General features: G+C 69.9%; 18 protein-coding genes and 1 pseudogene. 8 read left to right on the top strand and 11 right to left on the bottom strand.

Annotation, left to right across the window (positions count from 1 at the left end):
- Positions 1 to 55: 55 nt before the first annotated feature.
- Genes WMF43_RS04880 through WMF43_RS04870 form a run of 3 tightly spaced genes read left to right on the top strand, consistent with a single transcriptional unit; the run spans position 56 to position 1,283 of the window.
- Positions 56 to 190 carry a hypothetical protein gene (locus tag WMF43_RS04880; protein WP_267898756.1) on the top strand — a complete coding sequence of 45 codons (135 nt, stop codon included), beginning with the start codon at positions 56 to 58 and terminating at the stop codon, positions 188 to 190.
- Between the two features lie 48 nt (positions 191 to 238).
- A complete protein-coding gene (locus WMF43_RS04875; RefSeq protein WP_437677771.1) occupies positions 239 to 745 on the top strand; it encodes an RNA polymerase sigma factor in 507 nt (168 codons plus the stop codon).
- Entirely contained in the window at positions 735 to 1,283 is a 549-nt protein-coding gene (locus WMF43_RS04870) for a hypothetical protein (protein ID WP_437677769.1), read from the top strand. Before WMF43_RS04875 ends, WMF43_RS04870 begins: the two co-directional genes overlap by 11 nt.
- 228 nt (positions 1,284 to 1,511) lie before the next feature.
- On the opposite strand, the gene WMF43_RS04865 is transcribed toward WMF43_RS04870, so the two are convergent.
- The gene (locus WMF43_RS04865; RefSeq protein WP_437677768.1) at positions 1,512 to 2,030 is read right to left on the bottom strand and encodes a hypothetical protein; all 519 of its coding nucleotides are present in this window, start codon (positions 2,028 to 2,030) and stop codon (positions 1,512 to 1,514) included.
- 395 nt (positions 2,031 to 2,425) lie between these two features.
- Here WMF43_RS04865 and WMF43_RS04860 point away from each other — a divergent pair, with 395 nt between their 5' ends.
- The 4 genes from WMF43_RS04860 (at position 2,426) to WMF43_RS04845 (ending at position 5,265) form a co-directional block, all read left to right on the top strand.
- Positions 2,426 to 2,761, top strand: coding sequence for a YciI family protein (locus tag WMF43_RS04860; protein WP_437677766.1), 336 nt, complete (start codon positions 2,426 to 2,428; stop codon positions 2,759 to 2,761).
- Positions 2,762 to 2,766: 5 nt separating this feature from the next.
- A complete protein-coding gene (locus WMF43_RS04855) occupies positions 2,767 to 4,032 on the top strand; it encodes an RNA polymerase sigma factor (protein ID WP_437677765.1) in 1,266 nt (421 codons plus the stop codon).
- Between the two features lie 154 nt (positions 4,033 to 4,186).
- Positions 4,187 to 4,627, top strand: coding sequence for a hypothetical protein (locus WMF43_RS04850; protein ID WP_437677763.1), 441 nt, complete (start codon positions 4,187 to 4,189; stop codon positions 4,625 to 4,627).
- A 38-nt stretch (positions 4,628 to 4,665) separates the two neighbouring features.
- The gene (locus tag WMF43_RS04845) at positions 4,666 to 5,265 is read left to right on the top strand and encodes an antibiotic biosynthesis monooxygenase family protein (protein ID WP_437677762.1); all 600 of its coding nucleotides are present in this window, start codon (positions 4,666 to 4,668) and stop codon (positions 5,263 to 5,265) included.
- A gap of 231 nt (positions 5,266 to 5,496) precedes the next feature.
- On the opposite strand, the gene WMF43_RS04840 is transcribed toward WMF43_RS04845, so the two are convergent.
- The 10 genes and pseudogenes from WMF43_RS04840 to WMF43_RS04795 form a co-directional block, all read right to left on the bottom strand.
- Complete coding sequence (locus WMF43_RS04840) at positions 5,497 to 8,109, bottom strand: caspase family protein (protein WP_437677761.1); 2,613 nt, start codon at positions 8,107 to 8,109, stop codon at positions 5,497 to 5,499.
- Between the two features lie 108 nt (positions 8,110 to 8,217).
- Positions 8,218 to 8,458: pseudogene (locus tag WMF43_RS04835) on the bottom strand (hypothetical protein); the annotation flags it as partial.
- A 13-nt stretch (positions 8,459 to 8,471) separates the two neighbouring features.
- The gene (locus tag WMF43_RS04830; protein ID WP_437677759.1) at positions 8,472 to 11,759 is read right to left on the bottom strand and encodes a hypothetical protein; all 3,288 of its coding nucleotides are present in this window, start codon (positions 11,757 to 11,759) and stop codon (positions 8,472 to 8,474) included.
- Positions 11,756 to 12,634, bottom strand: coding sequence for an AAA family ATPase (locus tag WMF43_RS04825; protein WP_437677757.1), 879 nt, complete (start codon positions 12,632 to 12,634; stop codon positions 11,756 to 11,758). The genes WMF43_RS04830 and WMF43_RS04825 overlap by 4 nt, the downstream gene beginning before the upstream one ends.
- A 20-nt stretch (positions 12,635 to 12,654) precedes the next feature.
- Positions 12,655 to 14,244, bottom strand: a complete 1,590-nt coding sequence (locus WMF43_RS04820) for a CHAT domain-containing protein (RefSeq protein WP_437683945.1) — start codon at positions 14,242 to 14,244, stop codon at positions 12,655 to 12,657.
- Positions 14,245 to 14,612: 368 nt separating this feature from the next.
- Positions 14,613 to 15,215, bottom strand: coding sequence for a hypothetical protein (locus tag WMF43_RS04815; RefSeq protein ID WP_437677756.1), 603 nt, complete (start codon positions 15,213 to 15,215; stop codon positions 14,613 to 14,615).
- Between the two features lie 851 nt (positions 15,216 to 16,066).
- Complete coding sequence (locus WMF43_RS04810; RefSeq protein WP_437677754.1) at positions 16,067 to 17,974, bottom strand: response regulator; 1,908 nt, start codon at positions 17,972 to 17,974, stop codon at positions 16,067 to 16,069.
- A gap of 244 nt (positions 17,975 to 18,218) precedes the next feature.
- The gene (locus tag WMF43_RS04805) at positions 18,219 to 19,427 is read right to left on the bottom strand and encodes a hypothetical protein (protein ID WP_437677752.1); all 1,209 of its coding nucleotides are present in this window, start codon (positions 19,425 to 19,427) and stop codon (positions 18,219 to 18,221) included.
- Between the two features lie 1,121 nt (positions 19,428 to 20,548).
- Positions 20,549 to 22,189 carry a right-handed parallel beta-helix repeat-containing protein gene (locus tag WMF43_RS04800; RefSeq protein ID WP_437677751.1) on the bottom strand — a complete coding sequence of 547 codons (1,641 nt, stop codon included), beginning with the start codon at positions 22,187 to 22,189 and terminating at the stop codon, positions 20,549 to 20,551.
- A 100-nt stretch (positions 22,190 to 22,289) separates the two neighbouring features.
- Complete coding sequence (locus WMF43_RS04795) at positions 22,290 to 22,922, bottom strand: MarC family protein (protein WP_437677750.1); 633 nt, start codon at positions 22,920 to 22,922, stop codon at positions 22,290 to 22,292.
- Between the two features lie 182 nt (positions 22,923 to 23,104).
- Here WMF43_RS04795 and WMF43_RS04790 point away from each other — a divergent pair, with 182 nt between their 5' ends.
- Positions 23,105 to 23,551 (top strand): hypothetical protein, encoded by a 447-nt coding sequence (locus tag WMF43_RS04790; RefSeq protein ID WP_437677749.1) that lies wholly within the window; start codon positions 23,105 to 23,107, stop codon positions 23,549 to 23,551.
- Positions 23,552 to 23,975 lie beyond the last annotated feature (424 nt).

Genomic DNA, 23,975 nt, shown 5'->3' with positions numbered 1-23,975 from the left:
CGCGCCTAGAGCGGAGGAAGGCCGGCGAGACCCCCGGCTGGTAAGGAGACCTCCCATGATGCGTCGTTGGCTCAAGGTGACCCTGATCGCGGCCGTCCTCGGAATCCCTGCGGCGGCTTATGCTGGCACGCAGCTCGCCGGCGGCTGTCCCTGCGCCCCGTGTCCCTGCTCGGACTGCCCCTGCGGCTGAGGACCGGCCCGCTTGGAACCCCGCGCGCGATCGCTGCTCAACGAGTCGATGAGACGCCTCGCTGACGGCGATCGCGCCGCGTTCGAGCCGGTCTACGCCGCGCTCTGGCCGGCGGTGAGCGCGTTCTGCCGCCGCATGCTCCGGGGCTGCGCGGACGCCGAGGACGCCGCGCAGCAGGCGCTCCTCAAGATCTTCGATCGCGCCAGCACCTTCGATCCCGCCGCGGACGCGCTCACGTGGGCGCTCGCCATCGCCGCGTGGGAGTGCCGCACCGCGCGCCGCCGGCGCGCCCGCTCCAGGGAGGCGCCCGACGAGCACGCCGGGGCGATCCCCGCCGACCTGCCCACGCCGGAGGACGCGGCGATCGCGCGGGATCTGGACGACGCGGCGCGCGAGGTGCTCGGCTCGCTGGCCGAGGCCGACCGCGCGACGTTGCTGTCGACCGTGATGGAGGGCGACCGCGATCCGTCGGTGTCGGGCGCGGCGTTCCGCAAGCGCCGCGAGCGCGCATTTGCCCGCCTCCGGGAGGCGTGGAGGAGGATTTATGGAACCTGAGTCGCTCGCCGGCTTGAAGCACCGGGCCTACCGGGCCTACGAGCGCGGCCGGGCGCGCCATGCCGCGTGGGCGGCGGCCCCGACCGTCGCGGTGGTGGTCGTGGCCGCGCTGATGAGCGACCGCCCGCTCACGACCGCGCTCATCGGCGCCGCGCTCTACGTCGTCGCGGCGCTGCTCTCGTGGCGAGGGCGGCACCTCGAGCGGGGCGTGCTCCCGGGCGTCGCGGCGGGGCTCGTGCCGTTCGCCATGGCGCACACGGCGCGCCTGTACGGCCACCTGTGCACCCCGGAGGGCTGCGTCTCGATCTGCGTCCCTGCGTGCCTCGCGGGCGGCTTCGCCGCCGGCGTGCTGCTCTCCCGGGCGCTGCGCCGCGCCGACCGGCTCGGGGCCTCGTGGGCCTCGGCCTGCGGCGTCGCCGCCCTGACCGGCGCCCTCGGCTGCGCCTGCGTCGGCTTCGGCGGCGTGCTCGCGCTCGCGGCGGGGCTGCTCACCGGCACCGCGCCGCTCGCGCTGCGCCCCGCGCGCGGCGGCGCATGACGGGGAGCGGCCTCTTCTGAGGAGCCCTGGGACGCCGGCCGCCCGGGTGCCCGGCGTCCTGCCCGCCAGGGCGTCGTAGCGATCGGCTTTCTGCCGTCTCCGGGAGCTCGTCACCGGCGCGCCGGCTCGGCCAGCCAGCGCACCAGCGCCTCGCCCTCCAGATCGAGCAAGGCGTCCTCGACCTCGCCCGCGCCGGCCGTCAGCGCGCGCTCCACCATCAAGCGCTCCTCATCGGCCGTCGGCCGGCGCCCGACCCGCCGCGCAAAGAGGTGCCCGAGCAGCTCCAGAAGCGCCTTCTGCTTGGCCTCTTGCATCACATCCTCCATGGCCTCTTGCATCACATCCTCCCGCTTGACCGCTTTTACTAGCTAGCTCCTCCCGGAAGGCCTCGACGGCGATCTTCTCGATGCCCGGCAGGCTCCGGATCATCTCCATCTCCATCTCTCGTGTCAGCATCCTCGTCAGCTCCTTTCTCAGATTGTGCTCCCAGGGATCGACGGACGCTATCTCCAAAAATGCCGTGATCAGATCGACCCGCTCCTCGTAATTCGCAGCCCTCGCGTGGATCTCCGCGAGGACTTCCCGCATGGCGGCCAGGGTCGCGTCCCGGGCGAGCGGGGCGAACACCAGCCAGAACACGCTGCCTCGCGCGCGCAGCTCGGCCACCGTGCGCTGGTAGACCGCGTCGATCAGGTCTCCCGGACATCGGCGAGCGATGTGGCGCAAGGTGATGTCGGCGTCTCCCATGCGGCGCCCCTCGCAGATCGCGCGCCAGGGCGCGAAGGGCCGAGAACAAGCGGGCTCTCGTGGGAAAGCGCGCGCCGAGCGGGTGGCGGCGCCATGGCGGACACCAGCACGCGGGCGCGACGGCGACCGGCGGCGGCGCCGGCTTGACACCTCCAGCTCGCTTCGGTCTCCTCCTCCCCTACCCCGCCCACGGGCCGCCCGGCGGCGCGGGCGGCGCTGTCCGCGGTGCGAAAGAAAAATGTCCGGCGCGGACCCCCTCGAACGTCGGCAGGTCGAAGCACCCGGGCACCAACGTGGTGCTCCACCCCTCTCGGGCGCCCGCGCGGGCGTCCCGGGGGGTGGATCATCCGACGTGTGCCGCACGCACCGACCAACACACCGACAGGAGAAGCACCATGAGTGAATTTTTGTACCTCTTCCGCGGCGGCGATCGGCTCAGCTCCCCGGCCGAGATGCAGCAGCACATGCAGCGCTGGGTCGTGTGGATCAAGGAGCTCAGCGAGAAGGGGCACGTGAAGCAGCCCGGCAACCCGCTCGAGCCCACAGGCAAGGTCGTTCAGGGCAGGCAGAGGACGGTCGTCGACGGGCCGTTCGCCGAGGCCAAGGACCTCGTCGGCGGCTACTTGCTCGTCCACGCCAAGGATCTCGCGCATGCGGTCGAGATCTCGATGGGCTGCCCGATCCTCGAGACCGGAGGCGCCGTCGAGGTGCGCCCGATCATGCAGAAGTAGCTGTCGTGGATCCGGTCGACCCGCTCTTCCGGCGCGAGGCAGGGCACATGCTCGCCACGCTGACGCGCGTCTTCGGGGTCCACAACCTCGCGCTGGCGGAGGACGTCGTGCAGGACGCCCTCTGCCGCGCGCTGGAGGTGTGGAAGCTCCAGGGCGTGCCGGACAACCCTGCCGCGTGGCTCATGGCGACGGCGAAGCGCCGCGCGCTGGACGTCCTGCGGCGCGAGCGGACGGCGCGCACCTTCGCGCCCGAGCTGGGGCGGCTGCTCGAGAGCGAGTGGACGCTCGTCCCCGTCGTCGAGGAGCTCTTCGGGGCGGCCGCGATCCAGGACGATCAGCTGCGCATGATGTTCTCGTGCTGCCATCCCCGGCTGCCCGAGGAGGCGCAGGTCGCGCTCATGCTCCACGTGCTCTGCGGCTTCAGCGTGGGCGAGATCGCGGCCGCGTTCCTCGCCACCGAGGCGGCGATCGAGAAGCGCATCTCGCGGGGGAAGAAGGTGCTCGCCGGCTCCACGCGGCTGTTCGAGCTCACGGGCGACGATCTCTCCGCCCGCCTCTCGGCCGTCCACCGCGCGCTCTACCTGCTCTTCAACGAGGGGTACCACGGCGCCTGCGCCAAGGAGGCGGTGCGCGCCGAGCTCTGCCAGGAGGCGATGCGCCTCGCGGCGCTCCTCGTCGCACACCCTCTCACATCGACGCCCGCGACCGACGCGCTCACCGCGCTGATGTGCCTGCTCGCGGCGCGTTTGCCCGCGCGCGTCGACGCGTCCGGCGACCTGAGCTCGCTCTTCGATCAGGATCGCTCGCGGTGGGATCGGCGGCTCATCGCCGAGGGGCAGCGGCTGCTCGATCGCTCGGCCACGGGCCCAGCGCTGACCGAGTACCACGTCGAGGCCGCGCTCGCGTCGGTCCACGCGGGCGCGGCCCGCGCGGAGGACACGCCCTGGGGAACCGTGGTTTCGCTCTACGACACGTTGATGGCGATCCGCCCGTCCCCCGTCGTCGCCCTCAACCGCGCCATCGCGGTGGCGCAGCGCGACGGCCCGGAGCGCGGGCTCGAGGAGATCGGCGCGATCGAGGGCCGCGATCGCCTCGCCGCCTACCCGTTCTATTTCGCGGCGCTCGGCGAGCTCGAGCTTCGCCGGGGACGGCGCGCGATCGCGGGCGAGCATTTCCGCGCAGCGCTCGCGCTCGCCCGCAACGCGATGGAGCGGCGGTTCTTCGAGCGACGCCTGCGCGCGTGCGGCGAGAGCGACGAGGGCGACCCTTGATACGGGCCGCCGCGCCTCGGGTCGACCTCTCCGGTCGAGATCACGCGGACGATTGAACGCTCCGCGGGCGGCCGGGCACCTAGAGCTGTCCGGTCACGCATCGGGGTGATCCCAAAAAGCAATCTCCGTGGCCTGCGGCCACAAGGAGTCACGCATGGCCCTTGTCGTCTCTGCCCGTGCGGCGCGGGGCGCCGCGCCGCGCTCCGCCCGGCGCCGGCTCGCGAAGCCGCTCCTCGGCCTCGCGCTCTTCGCGGCGCTGTTCGCCCTGCTCGGGTGGCACCTGGACACCCCTTCATCGGCTGCGGGGTCCGCCGGGCCGAGCGCAACAAACCCGCTCGGCCAGCTCTCCCGCTCTCCTGCCGATCGCACCCCCATCGCCGGCCGCGTCGAGGAGCGGCTCGCGGCCGGCTCGTACACCTACGTCGCCGTGCGCACCGACGTGGATCTCGTGTGGGCCGTCACGATCGGTGACGCGCCGCCGCCCGGGACGCGCGTGAAGGTGCGGAGCATGGGCCGCAGGACCAGCTTCCATTCGCGTCGCCTCGACCGGACGTTCCCCGCCCTCGTCTTCGGGCTCATCTCGCGCGCCGACTGAGCCGCCCCGCGGCTCCCACAGCAGAAAGGACCACGACCATGCCGTTCCGTACACGGAATCGATCCATCGGTGTTTCTCAAGGCCAATTCGCCGCCGCGCTGCTCTCTCTCCTCGGGACGATCGTGTCGGGCTGCAGCTCCGACTTCGACGCTCAGACTCCCGATGATCCGACCTCCGTTTGCGCGAGCGGCGCGCTCGAGGCCGATCTGGAGGCGGGGCCTGCGACCGGGCCCGGCGTGGATCCCGAGACGGGGGAGATCCTCCCTCCCCCGGCCGGCTCGGTGTACACGGTCAGCTCGACCTACGGGGTGCGGCGCGCGGGCGACGCCGTGGCGGAGCGACACGGCCAGATGTTCGAGGCGATCGAGGCGCAGCTCGCATCGCAGCCTGGCCTCGTGGCGTTGCAGCTGGCCTTCTCGCCGTCATGCGGCGCGGGCCGCACGCTGGCGGTCTGGGCGTCGACCGAGCAGATGTACGATTTCGTCCTGAGCCCACCCCACGCGGCGGCGATGAACGTCGTCGACGAGCTGGTCGAGCCCGGATACGGAGTCACCCACTGGGAAGCATCCACAACAGACGAGATGACGTTCGCGGAGGGGGCTCGCCGCCTCGCCGCGAACGTGGCCGCCACGCGATAGAGACCGGCGTCGGCGCCGCGCCGCGCGGCGAGCAGGGCCTCCTCGGACGAGGCAGCTTGGCACAACCTCTCGCACCAGGGACGTCCTTGGGCTTCTTTCCTGGCGCCGGAGAACGAAGAGAATAAATGCGAACGATTTCAACAGCTTCGGATTGTACCTCAGCCGGGTCCTGTTTCGCTGTGGCTCGCGGCTGCGCCGAGGGTCGCGGTGAGCGCGTGCCTAAGCTACCGGTCAGACGGCCTTTACCTCGTACCCCAGCGAGAATCCCTGCGCCCGGAGCAGCCCTTGCGCCGGGTGCCGGCCCAGGTTGAACCCGTCCACCGCAAGCAGTGAGGTCTGGTAGACGCCAATAGTCTTCGGCAGTGCCTGGGCGAGGAGCTTCCAGGCGATCTTCCCCAGGGTCGCCGCGCCGCCCGTCGCGGCGATGAGCGCTGCTGCATGCGGCGCTGCTGCGGTCACCGCGAGGAGCGCGGCCGCCGCGCTCTTCAGCGCGGGGGAGTTGATCTCGGCGTCGAGCATCTCGGATAACGTCTTTGCCTCCTCCCGGTCCCGTGACACCCAAATCCGGAGATCCATGAAATCGCGTGCGTCACCCCAGTAGAGCAGCACGTTGTCGAGCGGCAGCCGCTCGCCATCCCTGATTCCGGAGAAGCTCCGCGTCTCTGCCCGGTAGGGCGCGCCGGCGTTCTTCGGCAGGCGGGTGATCGATAGCGCGTCGATTCGGATGTCTGCGCTGCCGAAGAGGGCGCGGGTATCGTGGACAATCAGCTCGGTGAGGAGCACAGCGATCCTGGGCGGAGGGCGCGTCGCGATCTCGAGCCCGCGGGCAGTCCCGGTGCGCTCCGTGGATAGCGCCGAGAAGGTCATCACGGACGCCGGCGGGCGCTCGTCGAGCAAGAATGCCGGCTCGCCGTGTGCAGCGGTGACGGTGGCCCCGGCGGGCTTCGGGCTGAGCAGGAAGTCGATGTGCCGAACCAGGTAAGATTCATCGCCGGCGCCCTCCCCCGGCATGTCCCGGGTCCCGCCGCGCTGAAGCTGCGAGACCAGCTGCTGAAGTGGGCTTGCCTCACCTTTGTGATCCGCCGTCCTCATCCGTTCCACGCCCGGGGTCTCGAGCGCGCGGAGATCTCGGGGCTGCTCGGTCACGATGATGATCAGCGTCTCCGGGCGCACCTCCTCGTCGAGCGGGGGCAGGTCCCTCGACCACCCCAGCTCGCAGCCTTTGAGCCTCCCGTCGCGCCGGCCCAAGACGTACTCGGGCCGCTCCTGATCGAGACCCACGCCGGAGGGCTCAGACGTGGAGAGGAGCGCGATCCGGTGCGCGACCCCGATGTCGTAGATCGAGACGTATAGCCGTTTGCCGGGGCGCCGGTTCGTCACCTTGACGTAGACCCGCGCGCCGACAGGGAGCACCTCCCCGCTCATCGCCAGCGGAACGGCGAGGCCGTCCTCGACGCAGCCCCACTCCACCTCGATGGAATCGTCTGGGAGAATCTCCGATGGGCGGCTCTCGAGCTCGCGCAGCCCCTGGGCGGCCGCCATGCGCCGGAGATTTGACGCCAGCTTCTCGAGCGCGCGTTCCGAGGGCGGCGCGGGCGGAACGACGAGCGCGCCGGCAGAGTCGCGAAGCTCGATCTCGCCGCCGGTCGCTCGTGCGGTCGCCAAGGGCCGCACGCCACCCTCGGCCTGCGCCTCCTCGACGCAGAGCAGCGGCTCTGGCGCGATCGCCCGCACGATAGCCTCGCGCTCAGCGGCCGCGGCCTCGATCCGGACCGGGCGCCGCGGTACGGCCGAGCGGAGCACGAAGGCGCGTGCGTCCGCCGGGATCTCGGCATCGGACGGACTGAGCTCAAGCACGGCGTCGCCCGCCCGCACCTCGACCACCTGCGCGGTCGCCAGCATCGCCTTCCGGTCGAGGCTAGCCGCGCTCCAGGGCAAGATCGCGTATTCGTCGCCCTCACGGATGCCGAGGATTCGGCCTCCGCGGAGCAACACGACATCCTGCTCCTTCACCACAGGGAGCGCGCCGATCCGCGTGACCTCCCGCTCTTCGAAGACGATACGGCGGCAGGGCCCTTCAACTTCGGGCCGCTGCGTGGGGAACATCGAGAGCACCCGCTCGCGCATGCGGCTCCCGATCGCCTCCCAGGTCACCTCGCCGCCCACGACCTTGCGGGCATCAGCCAAGGCTAGTAGCAGCGATTCGGTCATAACACCCACGTGTCTTCCGGAGTGCGCGGTATACTCGAACGCGCTCTCGTCTATGCCCGCGGCGACTAGACGCACCGCGTGGGGGTTGCTTTCCGCGTGCAGCCCATCGAAGCGAGCCCCATGCGCCGCGAGCCGCTTCATGTAAGCCCTGCTCCCGCTGATGATGGGGCGGGGTAGCGCCTTCGGCCGGGCCGAGAAATCGCGGCTCATGCACGCCGAGTGGCAGCAGTCAAGCACCACGGTCGCGTTTTGCGTCCGCGCAGTAAGCTCGGCCAGCAGAAGCGAGAGTTCCTGAGCCATGATGCCGCGGAAGTCGTCGTCGGTGGTCGCGTCCAAGTCCACCGGAACGATGCACTGGAAATGGGACGGCAATGCACTGCCTGGCTGGTAATCGGGGTTTACTGCCCGCCCGCCGTGGCCGGAATAATAGAATAGGGCCGCGTCGCTAGGCGCGCTCCGCTCAATAAGACGGCGGTAGCCTGCGAGGATTCCTTCGCGCGTCGCATTTCCGCCAACGCAGAGGTCGACCTCGAACCCGTACCACCTGAGCGCCTCCGCCATCCGCTCGGCATCGCCGATCGCGCCCTGCAGCCCCGCCGTCTCACTACCCACCAGTAGCGCCCGCTTCGCCATCACGCTCTCCTCGCGCTGATATACCTATCCCGAATCTGGTTCGCCGTCTCCTAGATTCTGCGGGGAGCTCGACGAAGCCATACTATCCTATTGACTGTCGTGATCCCCGCGGGCGAAGCGAATCGCGCGCAGCGCGCCGTAGATGCTCGGGTACGGGCTCGCCGGCACGCACCAGAGGGCGTCTTGACGCGCCACCCGCGAGACATGGACGCGTCCTCGGTCGGCACCCACTCGAACGAAGCGGCCCAGCCAGCGCCTCCCCCGCCAGCCGCAGCGCCGCCGTGATGGCCGTGCGCACGCGCTCGGCGCACGGCGTGGCGGATGATTGCAGGTTTGCTTGAGCCACCAAGACCCGTTAACCTTCACGGAGACTGACAGAATTTGTTAATGGCATCAACCAGCGGATCTTCAGCCTTGATCGACTTTTCAATTTCAGCCTGAGCCGCATTGGTCCGGTCTACATCGTTGGCATCGGCCGCATCCGCCAGATCACGGGACGCCTTGGCAACCGCTCTTGCCATGTTCCGATACTCGGCCACAAAATTTTTCAGCTCCGGATGGCTCAGCCTTAAAGCTGTCGTGTCAGCGGCGACCTGGTTCATGGCGTCCGCCATACTCCTCAGGCTGGCTGAACCACCCGCGTCGGTTGTTTGAGACGCACTGATCGTGCTCACGCCCTTGTTGATAGTCTCGATAAGAGCGTTACATTCGCGGACTTTGCTCGACTTGTCCACACACTGACCTTGAACACACCGCCCATCCTCACATCGGTGCCAGCAGCGTCCGCAATGTGACACGTTGCTCGTGAGGTCCAAACAGTCGCCACCACAGAGTGTCTTCCCTGTGGGACAAGGCGAGTCCAGTGTGCATGTGCCGTCGACGCAGGGGCCGTCCTTGCAGAGGTTGTCGCAGCGGCCGCAGTGTGCCCGATCAGTAGCAGTGTTCACGCAGCGGCCGCCGCAGGCCGTCTCGCCCGGAGGACAGGGCTCGGGCTCCTCCACCCCGCACTTGCCGTCAACGCAGGGCCCCTGCTTGCAAGCGTAGTTGCAGAGACCACAATTCGCCGCGTCGCTGAGGGGATCTACGCACGCGTCACCACACCAGAGGCGCGGCGGCAGGCAGTCATTCGTCGGGATCTGCTGTGCGAAGATCAGGTGTACGAGACGTTCAGCAACGTCATGCGCACGACCTGGCAGGATCCCCTTGGAATGATTCGCGACGCGGTACGCTCGCTCGTCGGGCGGAGGAAACGATTTTACTTCGCCCACATCGAAACCCGAACGGAGTGTCAATGAGTCATCATCGATCACCCCAACGTCGACGACGGCTGAACCGGAATCCTGGTAAGATGCGTCAATCATCAGGGCCATGGCCCCCCCGGAGAGGCGCTCGAGGAGGAGGTTTTGCTCGCGCATGACATCCGCCGCGGGGCCGATCTCCTTCGCCCGCACGACCGGTAAAGGCCAGCTCGTATCGACCAGGTACAGCATGAGCGTGTCCCCTCTCGCACGCACGTCCGGGCTCGGTGGATCGTCCGACTTCGCCGCGAGAATGTAGACCTTCTCCGGGGCGACGTAGACATCAATGAATCCGTCGGCAGCATAGAGCGCCCTCCTTAGGTCGTCCCTGCTCCAGAGGATGTGCGTTCTGCCGTCCAGCGAGAGTGGCCGCGCTGCAAAGGCACCGCTCGCCGCGAGCACCGCAGCCGCCGTGGCTGCTACAGCGAGCACACGGCCGAGCATCCGCCCCCCCAACGCGACACGCGACGGGTAGCCTGGGCCGAGCGCAGCCAGCGCCGCCGAAACAGAGCCGAGGGCCGAGATCAACGAACGCAGAGGCGCAGTGCGCTGAGCTACCCCCGGTCCTCCGAGCCTGTGCTCCAGCGCCAGCGCATCCAGGAGTCGATCAAGGAGCTCGGGGCCGAGCGATGCACGCCCGAGCTCGAGGAGCTCTGCCTTCACCCGCGCTTGCTCGGCCTCGTCCTCCGCTAGGTGGAGCCGCTGGAGCGCGATGTCGAGGCGCAATCGGAGAAAGGCGGCCGAGCCCTCACGCTCCGGTCGACTCTGCGCCAGCACCTCGATAAGAAAACGCCGCACCTCGGCCTCTTTGCGCCGCTCCGGATCCTCCGCGCGGAACAGCTGGATTGCCGCGTCGATCTCCTCGCGCTCCGAGCCGTCCGCGGCACCGTCCACGAGCGGCTCGACGGCCAGCACGATCTCCTCGGGTGTGTTCGGCAGAAAACGCCGGCGCAGCGCCTCGGCGAGTTGAAACGAAGGAGAGGGACCTAAAGCGAGCATCGCGCGCAGCCGCAGGACATCGGGTACGGTGATCGGCGGACGGGCGATCTGAGATAGCTGCGCGGGCGCGCGCCGGTGGTGCCGGAGCTCGCTCAGCTCTCTTGCGGCCGCGAGCACCCCTCGCGGGCTCATCGGCCAGGCGCCGATCGGCGCGGCTGGCCCTGCGAGCCCCGCGGGCCAGAGGTCAGGCGCCTCGAGCGGGTTGAGCAGGACGCGGACCGGCCACGGACCCAGCTCGCGACGTAGCCGCGCTTGCGGATCGCGTGCCGCTGCCGCGAAGCCCTCGCCCGTGCCGATGACGATCAACGGCAGCCCCCGGAGGCGGGGCGCGAGCGATGCGAGTGGCACGATGGCTCCGCCCGGACGGGTCGAGACCTTGGAGGGATCGCGATCGAAGTACAGCTGATCGACCTCAACGCCGCGCCTCACGAGTCGCGCCACGAACGCCGCCGTCTTGCCGCGGAACGGGCGGCAGGGGGCGCCGGTGTCTTGGAGCACGACAGCGCGGCGCCGGCCGCTCCGCGGCCGATAGACAAGCGTCGGCACGAGTCCGGTGCGCGCTACCTGGTCCACGGTCCGATCCACGTCAATCTCGAGCCGCTCGTCGCTCGCTCGGACCGCGGTGTCGAGGAGCCCGATCATGTCGTCAAGCGCTGATCGGGCGATCGCATCGGACTTCCAGGCGAGCTGATAGTGGCGCGGAGCGGGAAGATTGCCGAACCGCTCCCGCTGGGCACGCCGCGCCCGCGCGATAAGGCGCCGTCGGCCGCGCGTGAGACCTGCCCCGAGCATTGTCACGCCGGTGCCGATGACAAGCAGCGCCGCGGGCAACGGCCAGCGCGCCAGCGTCGCCTCTTGCGGCGGCGGCCAGTTCGCGGGGCGCCGGAAGAGCGTGTCGTCCGGTGCAGGCGGGACGACCCGCATGCGGGCATCGATCTCTCTAATCCGGTTTGACACGCCCGATCGAGCCGTGTCAGGCGTGCGGTATAACAAATATTTCCCGACCGCGCCTAGGAGCATCGCGAGGAGGGCCCCGGCAAGCAACGCGGTGAGCGCGCGCCTGCGTCTCCCTGCCGCGCGCACCGGCAATTGGGGCCGCGCATCAGGCAACGATGTGGGAGCGGAGGGCCCCGGCGATCCCGGGTATAGGCGTTCGAACGTCGCGTGGACTATCTCAACCTCGGCCTCGCTACGTGCAAGCAAACAGGTCACCGCGGCACGGAACTCGTCCCGCGAGGTGCCGTCATAGCGCTCGAGCAGACGTGCGAAGGCGAGATGCTCACGCGTTCCGACGGGGATGCCGGCCTCACGGAGCTCGCCGAGCAGATCGTTGAACGGGAATGCGCTCTTCACGACGCGACCGGGGGGCAGCTACCTTCCTTGAGAAGCTCCTCGAGGTCGCCCTTCAGCTTCGCCAGCGTGCCTGGGTGCAAATCTGCGAGTGGTTTCGTCTCGACGTCCTTGTCGCTCACGCCAGCGGCAAGAAGCACCTTGATCCACACGAGCAACTCGCCCGTGGAGGGACGTTTCTCCAGCCGGAGTTTTCGGACATCTTCGAAGCGCCCGACGGCCGCTCCCACGAAGCGCTCCGAGATTTTGGTCGCGTCGAATTTGGTGCTCACAATCCGTTCGAGCTCCTGCCGGCTGGGGAACTCGATATGGTGGTACACGCACCGCCTGAGAAACGCTTCGGGGAGTTGCCGCTCGCTGTTGCTCGTGATCAACACGAATCTCTCGCAGTGTTGTGCCGTGTGCGTCTCGCCAGTTTCGCGCACAGAAAACGAGGGTTTCTCCTTGTCAAGAATACCGAGAAGGTCGTTCGGAAAATCACGCGGCGCCTTGTCAATCTCGTCAATCACGACCACGCAGGGGGTGGGTGATAGGATGGCTTCTCCGAGCGCCTCGTAACGCACATAGACGGCCGGGTCCTTCGCGCGCTCATCGTGGACCTGGGCGTCATAGAGGCGGCGCAGGCTGTCGAATGTGTAGAGGCAGTCCCGCGCCAGGTGGTCGCTTCGGGTCACGAACTTGAGAGGCTTACCCCAGCCCAGCCGTAGCGCGATCGAGTCCGCGAGCGTTGTCTTGCCTGTGCCGGGCTCACCGGTGACGACGAGCGGCTGCTGTGCGGCCAGTGCAGTATTCACCGCTGTGGCGAGCCTGAAGCTCGCGATGTACTGATCGCTGCTGGAGTCAAGCTGGTAACGCTGAAACGAAGGCCGATGCGTCATGGGATAGTCCCTCGCGCCTATCAATCGGTGGAAACGAGATCCTTGAGAGCGGCCAGAAATTTGGACTCGCTGGCGTATTGCCTTCGAAGCAGCTTTGCCTTGTTCAGTTTCTCATCTGCTTTCTCATGATCATTCGCGTAGATTTCCCTGAGGAAGTCCTCGATATGCTCCGACCTGATCTTGTTCAGCTCAGCGAGGTGCACCAGCGGGCTCGGGAGCTCCGCGACCGTGCGATGTGCGGTCTCGTGTCCAGATAGTGGCTTCAGGAAGTCCCAGAGACGGCGTCTCCAGAGCAGCGGTTGGACCGCAATCAGGGCGTTCTTGGCGCGACCACCGTGCCTTTGCGCTACCTGGTCGAATATTTCCGGAATGGCCTTGGCGTGGTGAGCCGTCAGCCAGTCGGCCCGCTCGGTGGCGTAGGCTTCGGGGTACAGGAGGACCAGGGGACGATCCTCGGTGATCCGCGCGACTGCATCGGCAACCCCGTCGGCATCAACCTCGAGAGCATCTCCAAGCGAGCCGATCGATGCAGCGCTCCAGTCGAAGATGTTGCTCTCGACCTTCACGATCTTGGCTTCCAGCTGCGACTCGCCGAAGCTCCGGATCCGGCGAAGGAAGTAGTAGTGCCCGGCGTCGTCGCTGCCGCAGAGAAGCACCACGTGGGCCCGGGCGACGCGCACGGCGCCTTGCAGGTAGATCCAGGCTTCGGTGCGACCGCAGCACAGATACACGTCCGGGTGCCGCGAGCGGCCGAGTACCTGCCGGTTCGTGGCGAGCCGGATGTCCGATGCGCGCACCCCGTTCCGGGTGATCAACCGCGGCACCTCGGCCTGCGTCGGACCGGCCTCCGGCTGTTCGTCCAAGACAACGTCACGTCGTGCGCTTTGCGCACGGCCCGCGTCGGACTGGCTCCTGGTCAACGCGATCTGGACCTTGCCGCTGTCGAATGCCCTCTGTACGTCGTCGCCATACCCCAGCGTCTGATAGAACGCGCCTGCAAACGCGATCGCGGCGCTGTCCTCCACCGCGGACGTCATTCCGACGACGCAGTCGATGTGGTGGGCGATAGATTTCGCCTGGGTCTCCGAATAGCACGCATTCAGCACGACGCAGCGGACGTCGCCCTGCGCCATGCGAAAAAGCTCCCCTAGGGCATCGGTGGCCACGGCAGCCGTCTGGCCGGCTCCATCCTCTAGGAGGATCTCACCAGTGCGGCTGCCGTGTCCGCTGAAGTGGACGATCGTCGGCCGGTGGAGACGGAGGCTGTCCTGGAGGTCCGCTGCCCGGACCGCCCAGTCCTGCTCGATCCGGAACGCCTTCCGATGCTCGGAGAGGCGAAGGCGCTGCTTGATCTCGCGGAGCTCCCGGTCGAGCGCTAGCCGCGTCGTGTTTGATGGGTTTGCGCCAAGAAACAGGATCGTGATGGGCTGTGCCACGGCAGCGAGCATGATACACCATGGCTGGCTGCGTTGTAAGATCCGCGCAGGGCCAGGACCAGCGCTGGGTGGCTGCCGGTGCCTCCTGGTTGCGTCACGGCCACGGCTATGCACGCCGGGCCCGCACGCCCCGCGCCGCGTGGCAGGCGTGCATCTAGCGCGAGGGCCGGCCATCGCGCTCATACGCATCCGAGAACGCGCCCCGCGAGTTCCCTGCTCGGCCTGCATCGGCTGCTGCGGCCGCTGCTATCGCCGGTGCCGCTGCACGCGGTGTGGATGGAGGCGTCACACGCGCTCCTGGAGCGGTGAGCCTCCGACGGCGCCGAGTCGAGATAAGGGTGAAGCACCGCTCGTCACAGGTGGCAGAAATGTTCCTATGCTAGCCGTCCCCCCTGGAAAAGCGGCGCTAGTTCAACAATTTATCTATGCATCAAAGGGGCCGCCTTCACTCCGCAGCCTGCGGGAGCTGAACGCCAGGCCGGCTCGCGAGCGCTCGGCGCCGCCGGGACGGGAACGAAGGGTCACGTCGTCGCGGCGCGCCCTCAGAACCCGATCATGAAGACGTGAACGCGGACCTCGGCGCCGAGGCGGAGATCGGCGATCTCGGCGGCGAGCGGGTCGCCGCCGTCGCCCACGCCCTGGCGCACGAGCAGCCGCGCCTCGGCGCCCGCCCCGGCCCAGTGGCTGAAGAAGTGCGCGCCCGCGCCGACGTGGGCCCCGGGCAGGGCATCGGGCGTCCTCGCGAGCTGGGTGACCGGCGCCCAGACATCGAGCCCCGCGCGCGCGATGCCGTGAGACCCCGTGAGGCTCCCCTTGCCCGACACGAACGTGTAGGTCGCCGCGGGGTGAAAGCCGAGGGTCGTGAAGTCGAGAGCTCCATGGTCCATGCGCAGGATCGAGGGGTCGAGCGCGATGCCCCACTGCTTGCGGATCCGCACGCGCACGATCGGACAGGCGCCGAAGTGCGACGGGCTTCCCCGGCCGGTCCACACGCCGAGACATCCACCGATGATGCCGAGCTCGACGCGGGGGAACGTGACCGGCAGCGGCCCGATCCACCGGGTCACCGGAGACGGGATCTGGAGGTAGGGATCGGGCTTTGCGCGCTCCTCGGCGAGGAAGCTCGCCTCGAGCTGCGCGCACATCCTGACCTCGGCTTCGAGGCGCAGGCGCGCCTCCCATTGATAGTAGGCCTCCCACTCCAGGCGGGCTTGCGCCTCGAGGCGGGCGCGCGCCTCGGCCTCCGCGCGGGCGTCACGTCGAGCCCGGAGCGCAGGTAGACGTCGACGCGCTCTCGCCGCCCCCAGATCAAGACCACCGAGGGCTCGAGCATCACGGCGGACAAGCGCTGCTCGCCCTCCGCGATGTCGATCGCGGCGTACGCGGCGGCGATCTCGAACGCGAGCGGCTCGCCCGGGCGCAGACGGGCGCCGAGGCCGACGGCTTGCTGCGAGTACTCGGTCCCGGCGACCGCCCCGAACCACCGTCCGGCGGCGAACACCTCGAGCAGCGGCAGCCGGAGCCGGACCGGGTTCGGCTCGCGCTCCACGCCGCGCTCGATCCAGGCGCGGCGGCGCTCGTCCTGGACCTGCTGCGCCGCGGTCGCCCGCGCCTGCGGCTCGAGGCGCGCGCGCGCCTCGGCCTCGAGCCGGGCGCGCGTCGCGAGCTCGAGCTCCGGCGTGAGGGGGGGCGGTCGCGGGGGCGCAGCCGGCACGGGCGGCGGACACGTCCACGGAAAGCAGGGGATCTGCGCGAGGACGGCGCGCGGCGCGAGGAGGGCCGACACGAGCGCGAGCGCGGGGAAAAGACGGGGGCTTCTGGGCAAGCGAGGTCGGTTCCGCAGGCGGGTACAGCGTCGCAGGTCGCTCGCGCGGGGCCACGCGCCCCGGCGGGACCACGCATGTTCACAGATCCCGCGCGCGGGTCCAAGGGCGCGAAGGCGCGAGCAGCAAGGCGGCGACCGCCGGCCTGGCACGCCGGCGACCCGCGACCCACCTCACCCCATCGCGCTCGCCGGCTCCGACGTGCGCCTGGAGAGCAGCGCGCCGACCCGCCGGAGCAGCTCCGCGGGCTCGATCGGCTTCTCCAGCACGCGCCCCTCGTGCGCCGCGAGGAAGCGGCGGCCCGCGTCGCTCGCCCCCCCGCCCGTCATGAAGAGCACCCGGCCCGCGAGCGCCGGCAGCTCGGCCTCGATCCACGCGTAGAGCTCGTCGCCCGTGCCCTCCTGCATCGCGATGTCGCAGAGCACGACGTCGAAGCGCGCGTCCAGGCGGAGCGCCCTCTGCGCGTGCACCCCCGAGCCCACGCACACCACCTCGTGCGACGCGCCGAGCACGCCCCCGAGCGCGCGCAGGATCAGCGGCTCGTCGTCGACGATCAGGATCCGGGCGCGCCGCGGGGAGCCCTCGTCGTGCGCCGCCGCCGGGCGCGCCGCGGGCTCCGCGCTCGCCCACACGGGCAGCCGGACGCGGACGCACGTGCCCACGCCGACCGTGCTGCTCACGCCGATGCTCCCGCCGCACGACTCCACGATGCTCCGGCAGATCGCGAGGCCGAGCCCCGTCCCCTCGCCCGCGCGCTTCGTGGTGAAGAACGGCTCGAAGAGCCGGCCCATGTGCTCCTCGGGGACGCCGCAGCCCGAGTCCACGATCTCCGCGACGACGTCCGCGCCCTGCTCGCGGGTGCGCACCTCGATGACGTTCTCGGCGGCGTGCCCCTCGGGGATCGACTGCGCGGCGTTGATGAGCAGGTTGACGAAGACCTGCGTCAGGCGGCCGTCGGTCCCGCCCACGCGCGAGACGGGGGCGAGCTCGCGCATGACGCGCGCGCGGTGCCTGATCTGCGTGTGCGCGATGCTGAGCGCGCTCTCGATCGCCGCGTTGACGTCGGTCGGGCCGATCGCCTCGTTCGCCTCGGTCCGGGCGAACACCCCGAGATCCCGGACGATGTTCATCACCCGCGCCGCGCCGTGGCGGGCGTCCGCGAGCGGCTGCGCGAGGTGCTCGGTGGCGACGCCGCCGTCCGCGAGGCGCCGGAGCTCGCGCGCGAGCAGCTCGAGGTTGGCGACCACGTACGCGAGCGGGTTGTTGATCTCGTGGGCCACCCCCGCCGCGAGCTGGCCGACCGCGGCGAGCCGCTCGCTGCGCTCGAGCCGCAGCCTCAGCTCCTCGGCCCGGCGCCGGCCCGTCACGTCGCGCAGGTGCGCCATGCGCGCCGCGCGCCCCTGCCACTCGAAGTCGACCCAGCGGACGTCGATGATCGCCGTGTGCCCGCCGAGCTCGAGGGTCGTCTCCCCGGCGCGCAGCGCCACCGGGCACTCCCGGCCCGGCGCGAGGCGCCCGCCGCCGAGCAGCGCGTCGGCGGCCGGGTTCGCGAAGAGCACCTTCCCGCCCATATCGAGCACGATCACCCCGTCGGCGCTGCGGGCGATGAGCTGGTGCAGGTTCGCCTCGTTTTCCCTGGCCTCCGCCACGGTCCGCGCGAGCTGCGTCACGAGCTGCTGGCGGCTGACGGCGTACCGGATCGACCGCCACAACGTGTCGGGGTCGATGCGGCGCTTCACGAGGTAGTCCTGCACCGTGGCGCCGAGCGCGCGCTCCGCGAGGCGGACGTCGTCGTGGCCCGTCAGCACGACGATGGGCACGTGGGGATCCACCTCGCGCACGCGCTCGACCACCTCGAGGCCCTCCCCGTCGGGCAGGCAGAGGTCGAGCAGCACCACGTCCCACCCTTCGCCCACACGGGCGAGCCCCGCGGCCAGCGTCTCGACGTGCGCGAGCTCGGCGCGCCGCCACGGCCCCGCGTCGAGATGGCCCTGCACGACGGAGGCCGCGATGGCGCTGTCCTCGATCAGCAGGAGGCGGAAGCTCGGCGCCTGCGGTGCCAGGCTGGGTTCGGCGGACATGGAGGGCGGCCCTACCGCACAGGGAAGCCAAGCGCCCTGCCGAAAGCAAGCGCCTCGCTGTGCGCGGGCGGGCCGCCGGCCCGAGGGCCGCGCGGGACGGGCGCCGCGCCGCCCGAGCAGCGCGCGGTGATGACCGGGAACCGGTGGGAGCAGATCGACTTCGCCGGACAGGCGACGGCTGGACGGACGAGGTGGGCTCACGCCCTCTGGGAGCGCGGACTCCGCATCAGGGCGGGGTGCCGGATCAGGGCGGGCCCGCCGCGCCGTCCAGGATCCATTGACGCAGGATCTGGAGCTGCTGCTGGCTGACGGTCGGCCCGGTCGTGCTGGGCGGCATCACGCCCGTGATGCACAGTCCCGTGGCGGTCTCCCGGCAGCCCGCGGTCTCCGCTCTGCCGGCGGCCTTGAGGTAGAGCCAGCTGTTGTCGGGATCGCCCGGGACGACGAGCTTGAACTGGCCGCCGCCGCGGGACGGCTGGTTGACGAGGCCGTCGACGATCTTCCTGGAGCTGATGTGGCCGCCGAGCGACAGGCTCGCGTTGGCGCCCGACTCGGCGTGGCAGCCGCTGCAGAGGTTCGTCGCGCTCTCGAAGATGGGCCGCACCCGCTCGTGGAAGAACCCCGACTCCACCGGCAAGGGCTCATTGGGATCCACGACGTCGTCGGGCGTCAGGTCCTGCTGGATGATCTTGATCTCGGTGTCCATCTCGCGGCACTGCGCGGCGAGATCGTCCTTCAGCTTCTGATCCGTCGGCAGCAGCCCCTTGGCGAGGCGGTACCTCTCCCACACGTTGTCGATCCAGCCGTGGAGCTTCCAGAACATGTAGTTGTCGATGTTCGTGCTGGTGTTGTTCACGCCGTGCGCCGTGTTGCCCGGCCGCGCCCACTTGGCGTGCAGCACGAAGTGCAGGCCCACCCACGGCATGTTGTTCGCCGTCCTCAGCCGCTGACCCACGTTGCACTGGAGCCAGAAGCCGAGCGTGCCTTCGTCCGGGAACCTCGCGAGGTTCTCGGGCTTGTCGATCTCGTCTCCGATCTTCCCGGCCTCGAGCGCGGCCTGATCCCAGTCCCTCCACGCGGACCGCCACTGGGGCGGCACGTCCTCCGCCGAGGTCGGGAACTTGGTGAAGCCCGTGAACTGCTCGCTGTGATTGGGCCAGAGCTGCTTGAGCGCCTGGATCATGTGGCGGTGAAACACCAGGAACTGATAACCGTCGCCGGCGGTCTGGCAGTTCTGGTCCTCCGGGATCAGCTGGGTGAACGAGCAGATGTTCACCTTGCTCAGCCCGCCGCCGCCCGGAATATTGCAGGCGCGGATCGCGTGCCACTCCACGTGGGCCGCCTGCCACGAGTTGTCATACATCCACTGCAGGACTTCCGGCTGCACCGTGGTATCGACGATGTTCGGATCGTTGTTGCCGGGCGGATAGAACTCCGCGGGGCCATCCTTCATGTTCGGGTCCGAGTCGCTCGGATGGGGAAGGTAGCCGCTCTCGCAGTGGTCATACGGATGGTCCGTCGTGCCGCCGCCGATCCCGCTCGAGCTCGAGCCCGTGCTGGCCTGCGAGCTCGAGCCCGGGCCCGGGCCCGGCCCCGGGCCCGACCCGCCTGCGCCGCTCGTCGCGGCGGGTCCCCCAGGGCCTCCCCCTGGCCCGCCGCTCAACGAGCCGTCCTCTTCAAGATCGCCGCACGCGCTCAATGACAATGCGGTCAGCGCCACGAACGTGGCCAGGCGCCGTCGGGACGTACGGCGGTCGATCGTAACTATGTGTAGCGGGTCGTTCAATCGCATGGCGCTCTCGCAGGGCGATAGGCTAATTCAGTCTGGCGCGACCCGCCCCGCATTGGGCAGGCAATCGCACCCTATCAACGGCATAAGCACCCCGTCAACGGGGCCATCAGACATCACTAGCTTGTATATTTTTTGATCTTTGCACGAGCTCCCGCAGGCTGGCTGTGGAGCAAAAGCGGCCCTTTCGACGTGTAAAATCGCTGTTTCGCGTCGCTCTTCCAAGAGGGGCGGATCGCGCAAGGAATGTTCTGTCGCCTCGGGATTTCAGGACGGATGGGCCGAACGCGAACCGGAGCTCCGACTACGAGGTGGAACAAGCATCAAGGGTGACGGCCGCTGCCGGATCGAGCGCCGGAGCCTGGGGCCTGGTAGATGCCGCCGCTGCACGCCGCACCGAACGCTGGTGACGATGATGCTGGAAAATTTCCCAGGCGGCGAACTCGCGAAGGCTTCGGCATTGCGGCAAAGATTCCCGCGGAGCGCTCGGATGATCACGACGCGCGGATCGATGGAGCGCGTGCGCCGCTCGCGGGTGGCAGGAGGGAGCGAGGGCCGCGTCGGTCGACGGAGCGCTCCGCCGATTTTTTTGGCGACACGGCGATCGCTGGAGCATCCAGAGCTTCGTGTCGGCCTCGTGGACAGCGCCGCGCCCGCAGCTGTGGAGTGCCGGCGGACTCTTCAATGCATGGTCAAGTCGCTGGGATAACGTCGTTTTTCCAGGGGGGCTGCTTCGGGCGCGCGGCCGAGCTCAGCGACCACGCGCCGCGAGGGCTCGCCCAACCTCACCAGCGCACGCCGAGGCCCTGGTGGGGCGAGTCCGCGCGCAGGCGGACGTCGTCCGCGGGAGGCGGCAGCGCGCGCCACACGTCGGGGCGCTGGTCCGGCCGCGCCTCGTGGTTCTCCGAAAGCGCCTCGTACAGCGCGCCGCCGTGGAGGACGTGGGCGCCCTTCGGATAAACGACGACGCGCTCGTCCGGGCTGAGCGTCGCGCGATCGGTCCACCACTCCAGACGTCGGTAGTCGGCGTCGAGCGCGCTCGTCATGAAGTCGCGGAAGCGGACCCGCGGCACCGCGACGGACGGGTTGTCCTCGGCCTCGACGCTGTCGAAGAGCCACTGGATGAAGGGATACGGGCCGTCCACGCGGTTGTCCCGGAGCACGTGCGGGTTGGGCGCGTTGCTGCCCACGCCGAAGACCTGCACGGGCTCTTCCGTGTCGGGGTAGACCTCGTCGTAGTTGAAGCGGAACCCGAGGAACACGTTGCGCTCGAACCGGATGGTGGCGCCGGTGTCCACCGCGTGCGTGTAGACCCCGGACAGCGACGTGTCCGCGAAGTAGTTGTCCGTGAACGAGATGGTGTCCTCGGGCGAGCGCGGATCCCCGTCCACGCGCGTCGGGAACAGCTCGACGAAGAGGTCTCCCGTCCCGATCACGACGTTGTGGTGGAAGCTCGAGCTGCCGTAGCGCTGGCCGAGCTGCACGTTGCCGTCCTGGTACCGGTCGAACGCGGAGCGCCACCGGACCGCGCCCGGCCCGAGCACGTTGTGGTGGATCTCGCAGCCGGCGCCGAGCTGGCCGACCTGCAGCGCCTCGGTGCCGGCGCGGAGGAAGCGGTTATCGTAGACCTCGAGGCGCTCGAACGCGTGCTGCGGCTGCTCCTGGGTGCTGCCGAAATAGATGCCCTCCGAGCCGACGTCATGGATGTAGAGGTCGTGGACCTTCACGTTCTTCATCGTGGCTTGCCCGTCGTCGTCGGTCTTGGCCATGACCCCGGCGAACTCGGCGCGCGCGACCTCGAGGGTGTCTAGCTCGAAGTCCGAGGCGCCGCCGCCGATGGCCAGCCCGGTGAGGCCCTCCTTGCTGAACTGGTCGTCGATGAAGATGCCGTAGGTCCCCTGGCTGTGGGCGAACGCGCCCTCGGCGTGCCCGCGGAACGCCTCGTCGCCGGTCCTCGAGACGGGATCGTAGCGGCCGGTCAGGACCCAGCCCTTCCCGCCTCGAACTGCGAACACGTAATTGGCCGCGTCGCCGCCGACCTTGACCTGGCCGCCGAGGTTCGTGATGACGAGCGGGCGATCGACGCTGCGCTCGGGCAGGCCGCCGAGCAGGATGCTGCGGTATTCCCCCGCGGGGATGTAGAGGCGATCGAGCGTGCTCCAGTCGACCTCCGGGAACGACTCGGTGAGCTCCGGATACGCGATCCCGGGCCGCTCGCCCCCGCTCGCGTCCGGCTTCGGCAAGGTGAACGTGGTCTTCGCCTCGCCGAAACGCCCGTAGCTCGGCGCCCGCGGCGCGTCGCCGCCGGCTCCGCCGGCGCCTCCGCCGGGCGGCGCGGCGCCCTCCCCCTGCGCGGGCGGCGCGGCGTCGCCGCCGCAGGCCGCCATCACGACGAGAACCCCCCCGATCCCCAGGATGTGCCGCATGTGCTGGAGGATACGCCAGGCGCCGGCCGCCCCGGCTACCCGATCGGCGCGCGGCGCGACGCGGCGGGGGCGGCGCCGACCCGCGCGCGGCCCGGCCGCGTCACCCGCGCCAGAGCGCCTTGACGCCGTCGGCCATGAACTGCACCGCGATGGCGGCGAGGAGGAGGCCCATGACGCGCTCGAGCACGGCGAGGCCGGACGCCTTGAGCGCCCGCTGCACGAATCCCGCGCCGCGCAGCACGAAGTAGGAGGCCACGAAGGTGATGACGATGCTGGCGAGCACGAGCGCGGCGGCGACGACATCCTCGCCCGCGCGCGACATGAGCACCATCGCCGTGGCGATGGCGCCCGGCCCGGCCAGGAGCGGCATGGCGAGCGGCACCAGCGCCACGTCGTCCTTCGCGATGCCCTCCTGCTCCTCGGACGGGGAGGTGCGCGTGGCGGACGAGCGGGCGCGCAGCATGTCGAGGGCGGTGATGAGCAGCAGGATGCCGCCCGCGACGCGGAAGGCGGCCAGCGAGACGCCGAAGATCCTGAAGATCACGCCGCCGAAGAGGGCGAAGAAGAGCATCAGCCCGCCGGCGACGAGGCACGCCCGCCGCGCCGTGCGCCGCACCTTCTCGTGCGGATCGTCCCGGGTCATCGTCAGGAACAGCGGCACGATGGCGATCGGGTCCACGACGAAGAAGACCGCCGACAGCGACATCAGGAAGAGCGAGACGTAGGCGGCCATGAGGGTCGGCCCGCGGCGCGCGCAGGGCGGGCGGGGCTTTACTTGAGCGCCCGCGGCGGGCGGCGCAAGCGGGCGCCTGGCGGAAGAGCGCCGCCATGCCGCGCCTGATACACTCCCGGCCCGAGCTCGGCGAGCCCCCCGCGCCGCGCCGCGCCCGACCCGCTCCGAGCCGAGGGAACCTCATGTCGTTGAGACAGCGCGATTTCATCCTCCGCATGATCGAGCAGCTCGCCGAGGCGATCGGCCGCATCGCCGGGCTCCGGCGCGCCGGCCAGCTCGCGGAGGCCGAGCAGCTCGTCCGCGCGACCGCGGACGGCCTGTTCGGCCCGATACGGGACATGCTCGACCGGCTCGACGCCGCGGGCGCGGCCACCCTGCTCGGCGACCACGAGAAGATCGGCGCGTACGCGGCGCTCTGCGCGGAGCAGGCCGCGATCCTCGAGCTCCGGGGCCGCGGCGCAGAGGCGCTCTCCGAGCGGCGGCGCGCGCTCTTGCTCCACCTCGAGGCCGTGAGCCGCGCGCCGGAGGGCAACACGCGCGCGCAGGAGGGCGCGCGCGCGCTCCTCGAGCAGGTGGACGTCGCGCGCCTGCCGGAGCGGTACCGCGCGCTCGCGGCGCGGCTCGGCTGACGGCCGCGCCGTGCGGCTCGGCTGACGACTGCGCGGCGCGGCTCGGCTGACGGGACGCGGAGGCGGATGTCCGGAGGCGCCACGGCGCGCGGCGATGCCAGCAAACGCTGCCGAATCAGCAAGAGTTGCGTTGCGCACCCGGAGCGACGTGATGGTGGGTCGCTCGGCCGAACAGCGGGTCGCGCCGTGAGCTCGTAACAATTGCAGCAGAGCTCGGCTGCGCCGCCCCGGGGTGAAAGCTCGCACACCGGCCGGCTGCCGCGGAAGACGCTCAAAGAGCCGTTTTGGTCCCATGACCTGCGCGGCCAGAGAGCGCGTCGTTTCCAGGAGCACCAGGCCCGGTCTGCACAGCCATGGAGCGCGATCGCTCGCCGAGGCGCGCCGCGGATTACCAATGAGCCGACGCGGTACGACCGTTGCAAAG

Origin of the sequence: Sorangium sp. So ce131 (assembly GCF_051519095.1) — a bacterium.
GTDB lineage: Bacteria > Myxococcota_A > Polyangia > Polyangiales > Polyangiaceae > Sorangium.
This window is presented reverse-complemented; position numbering and strand designations above follow the sequence as displayed.

Excerpts from the sequence above, each read along its gene's own strand:
- WMF43_RS04810 (WP_437677754.1), bottom strand. The coding sequence starts at position 17,974 with ATGTCCGCCGAACCCAGCCTGGCACCGCAGGCGCCGAGCTTCCGCCTC.
- WMF43_RS04880 (WP_267898756.1), top strand. The coding sequence starts at position 56 with ATGATGCGTCGTTGGCTCAAGGTGACCCTGATCGCGGCCGTCCTCGGA.
- WMF43_RS04795 (WP_437677750.1), bottom strand. The coding sequence starts at position 22,922 with ATGGCCGCCTACGTCTCGCTCTTCCTGATGTCGCTGTCGGCGGTCTTC.
- WMF43_RS04840 (WP_437677761.1), bottom strand. The coding sequence starts at position 8,109 with ATGGCGAAGCGGGCGCTACTGGTGGGTAGTGAGACGGCGGGGCTGCAG.
- WMF43_RS04820 (WP_437683945.1), bottom strand. The coding sequence starts at position 14,244 with ATGGCCGGCCCTCGCGCTAGATGCACGCCTGCCACGCGGCGCGGGGCG.
- WMF43_RS04865 (WP_437677768.1), bottom strand. The coding sequence starts at position 2,030 with ATGGGAGACGCCGACATCACCTTGCGCCACATCGCTCGCCGATGTCCG.
- WMF43_RS04800 (WP_437677751.1), bottom strand. The coding sequence starts at position 22,189 with ATGCGGCACATCCTGGGGATCGGGGGGGTTCTCGTCGTGATGGCGGCC.
- WMF43_RS04815 (WP_437677756.1), bottom strand. The coding sequence starts at position 15,215 with ATGTGCGCGCAGCTCGAGGCGAGCTTCCTCGCCGAGGAGCGCGCAAAG.
- WMF43_RS04825 (WP_437677757.1), bottom strand. The coding sequence starts at position 12,634 with ATGACGCATCGGCCTTCGTTTCAGCGTTACCAGCTTGACTCCAGCAGC.
- WMF43_RS04875 (WP_437677771.1), top strand. The coding sequence starts at position 239 with ATGAGACGCCTCGCTGACGGCGATCGCGCCGCGTTCGAGCCGGTCTAC.
- WMF43_RS04850 (WP_437677763.1), top strand. The coding sequence starts at position 4,187 with ATGGCCCTTGTCGTCTCTGCCCGTGCGGCGCGGGGCGCCGCGCCGCGC.
- WMF43_RS04805 (WP_437677752.1), bottom strand. The coding sequence starts at position 19,427 with ATGAAGGATGGCCCCGCGGAGTTCTATCCGCCCGGCAACAACGATCCG.
- WMF43_RS04860 (WP_437677766.1), top strand. The coding sequence starts at position 2,426 with ATGAGTGAATTTTTGTACCTCTTCCGCGGCGGCGATCGGCTCAGCTCC.
- WMF43_RS04845 (WP_437677762.1), top strand. The coding sequence starts at position 4,666 with ATGCCGTTCCGTACACGGAATCGATCCATCGGTGTTTCTCAAGGCCAA.
- WMF43_RS04790 (WP_437677749.1), top strand. The coding sequence starts at position 23,105 with ATGTCGTTGAGACAGCGCGATTTCATCCTCCGCATGATCGAGCAGCTC.
- WMF43_RS04870 (WP_437677769.1), top strand. The coding sequence starts at position 735 with ATGGAACCTGAGTCGCTCGCCGGCTTGAAGCACCGGGCCTACCGGGCC.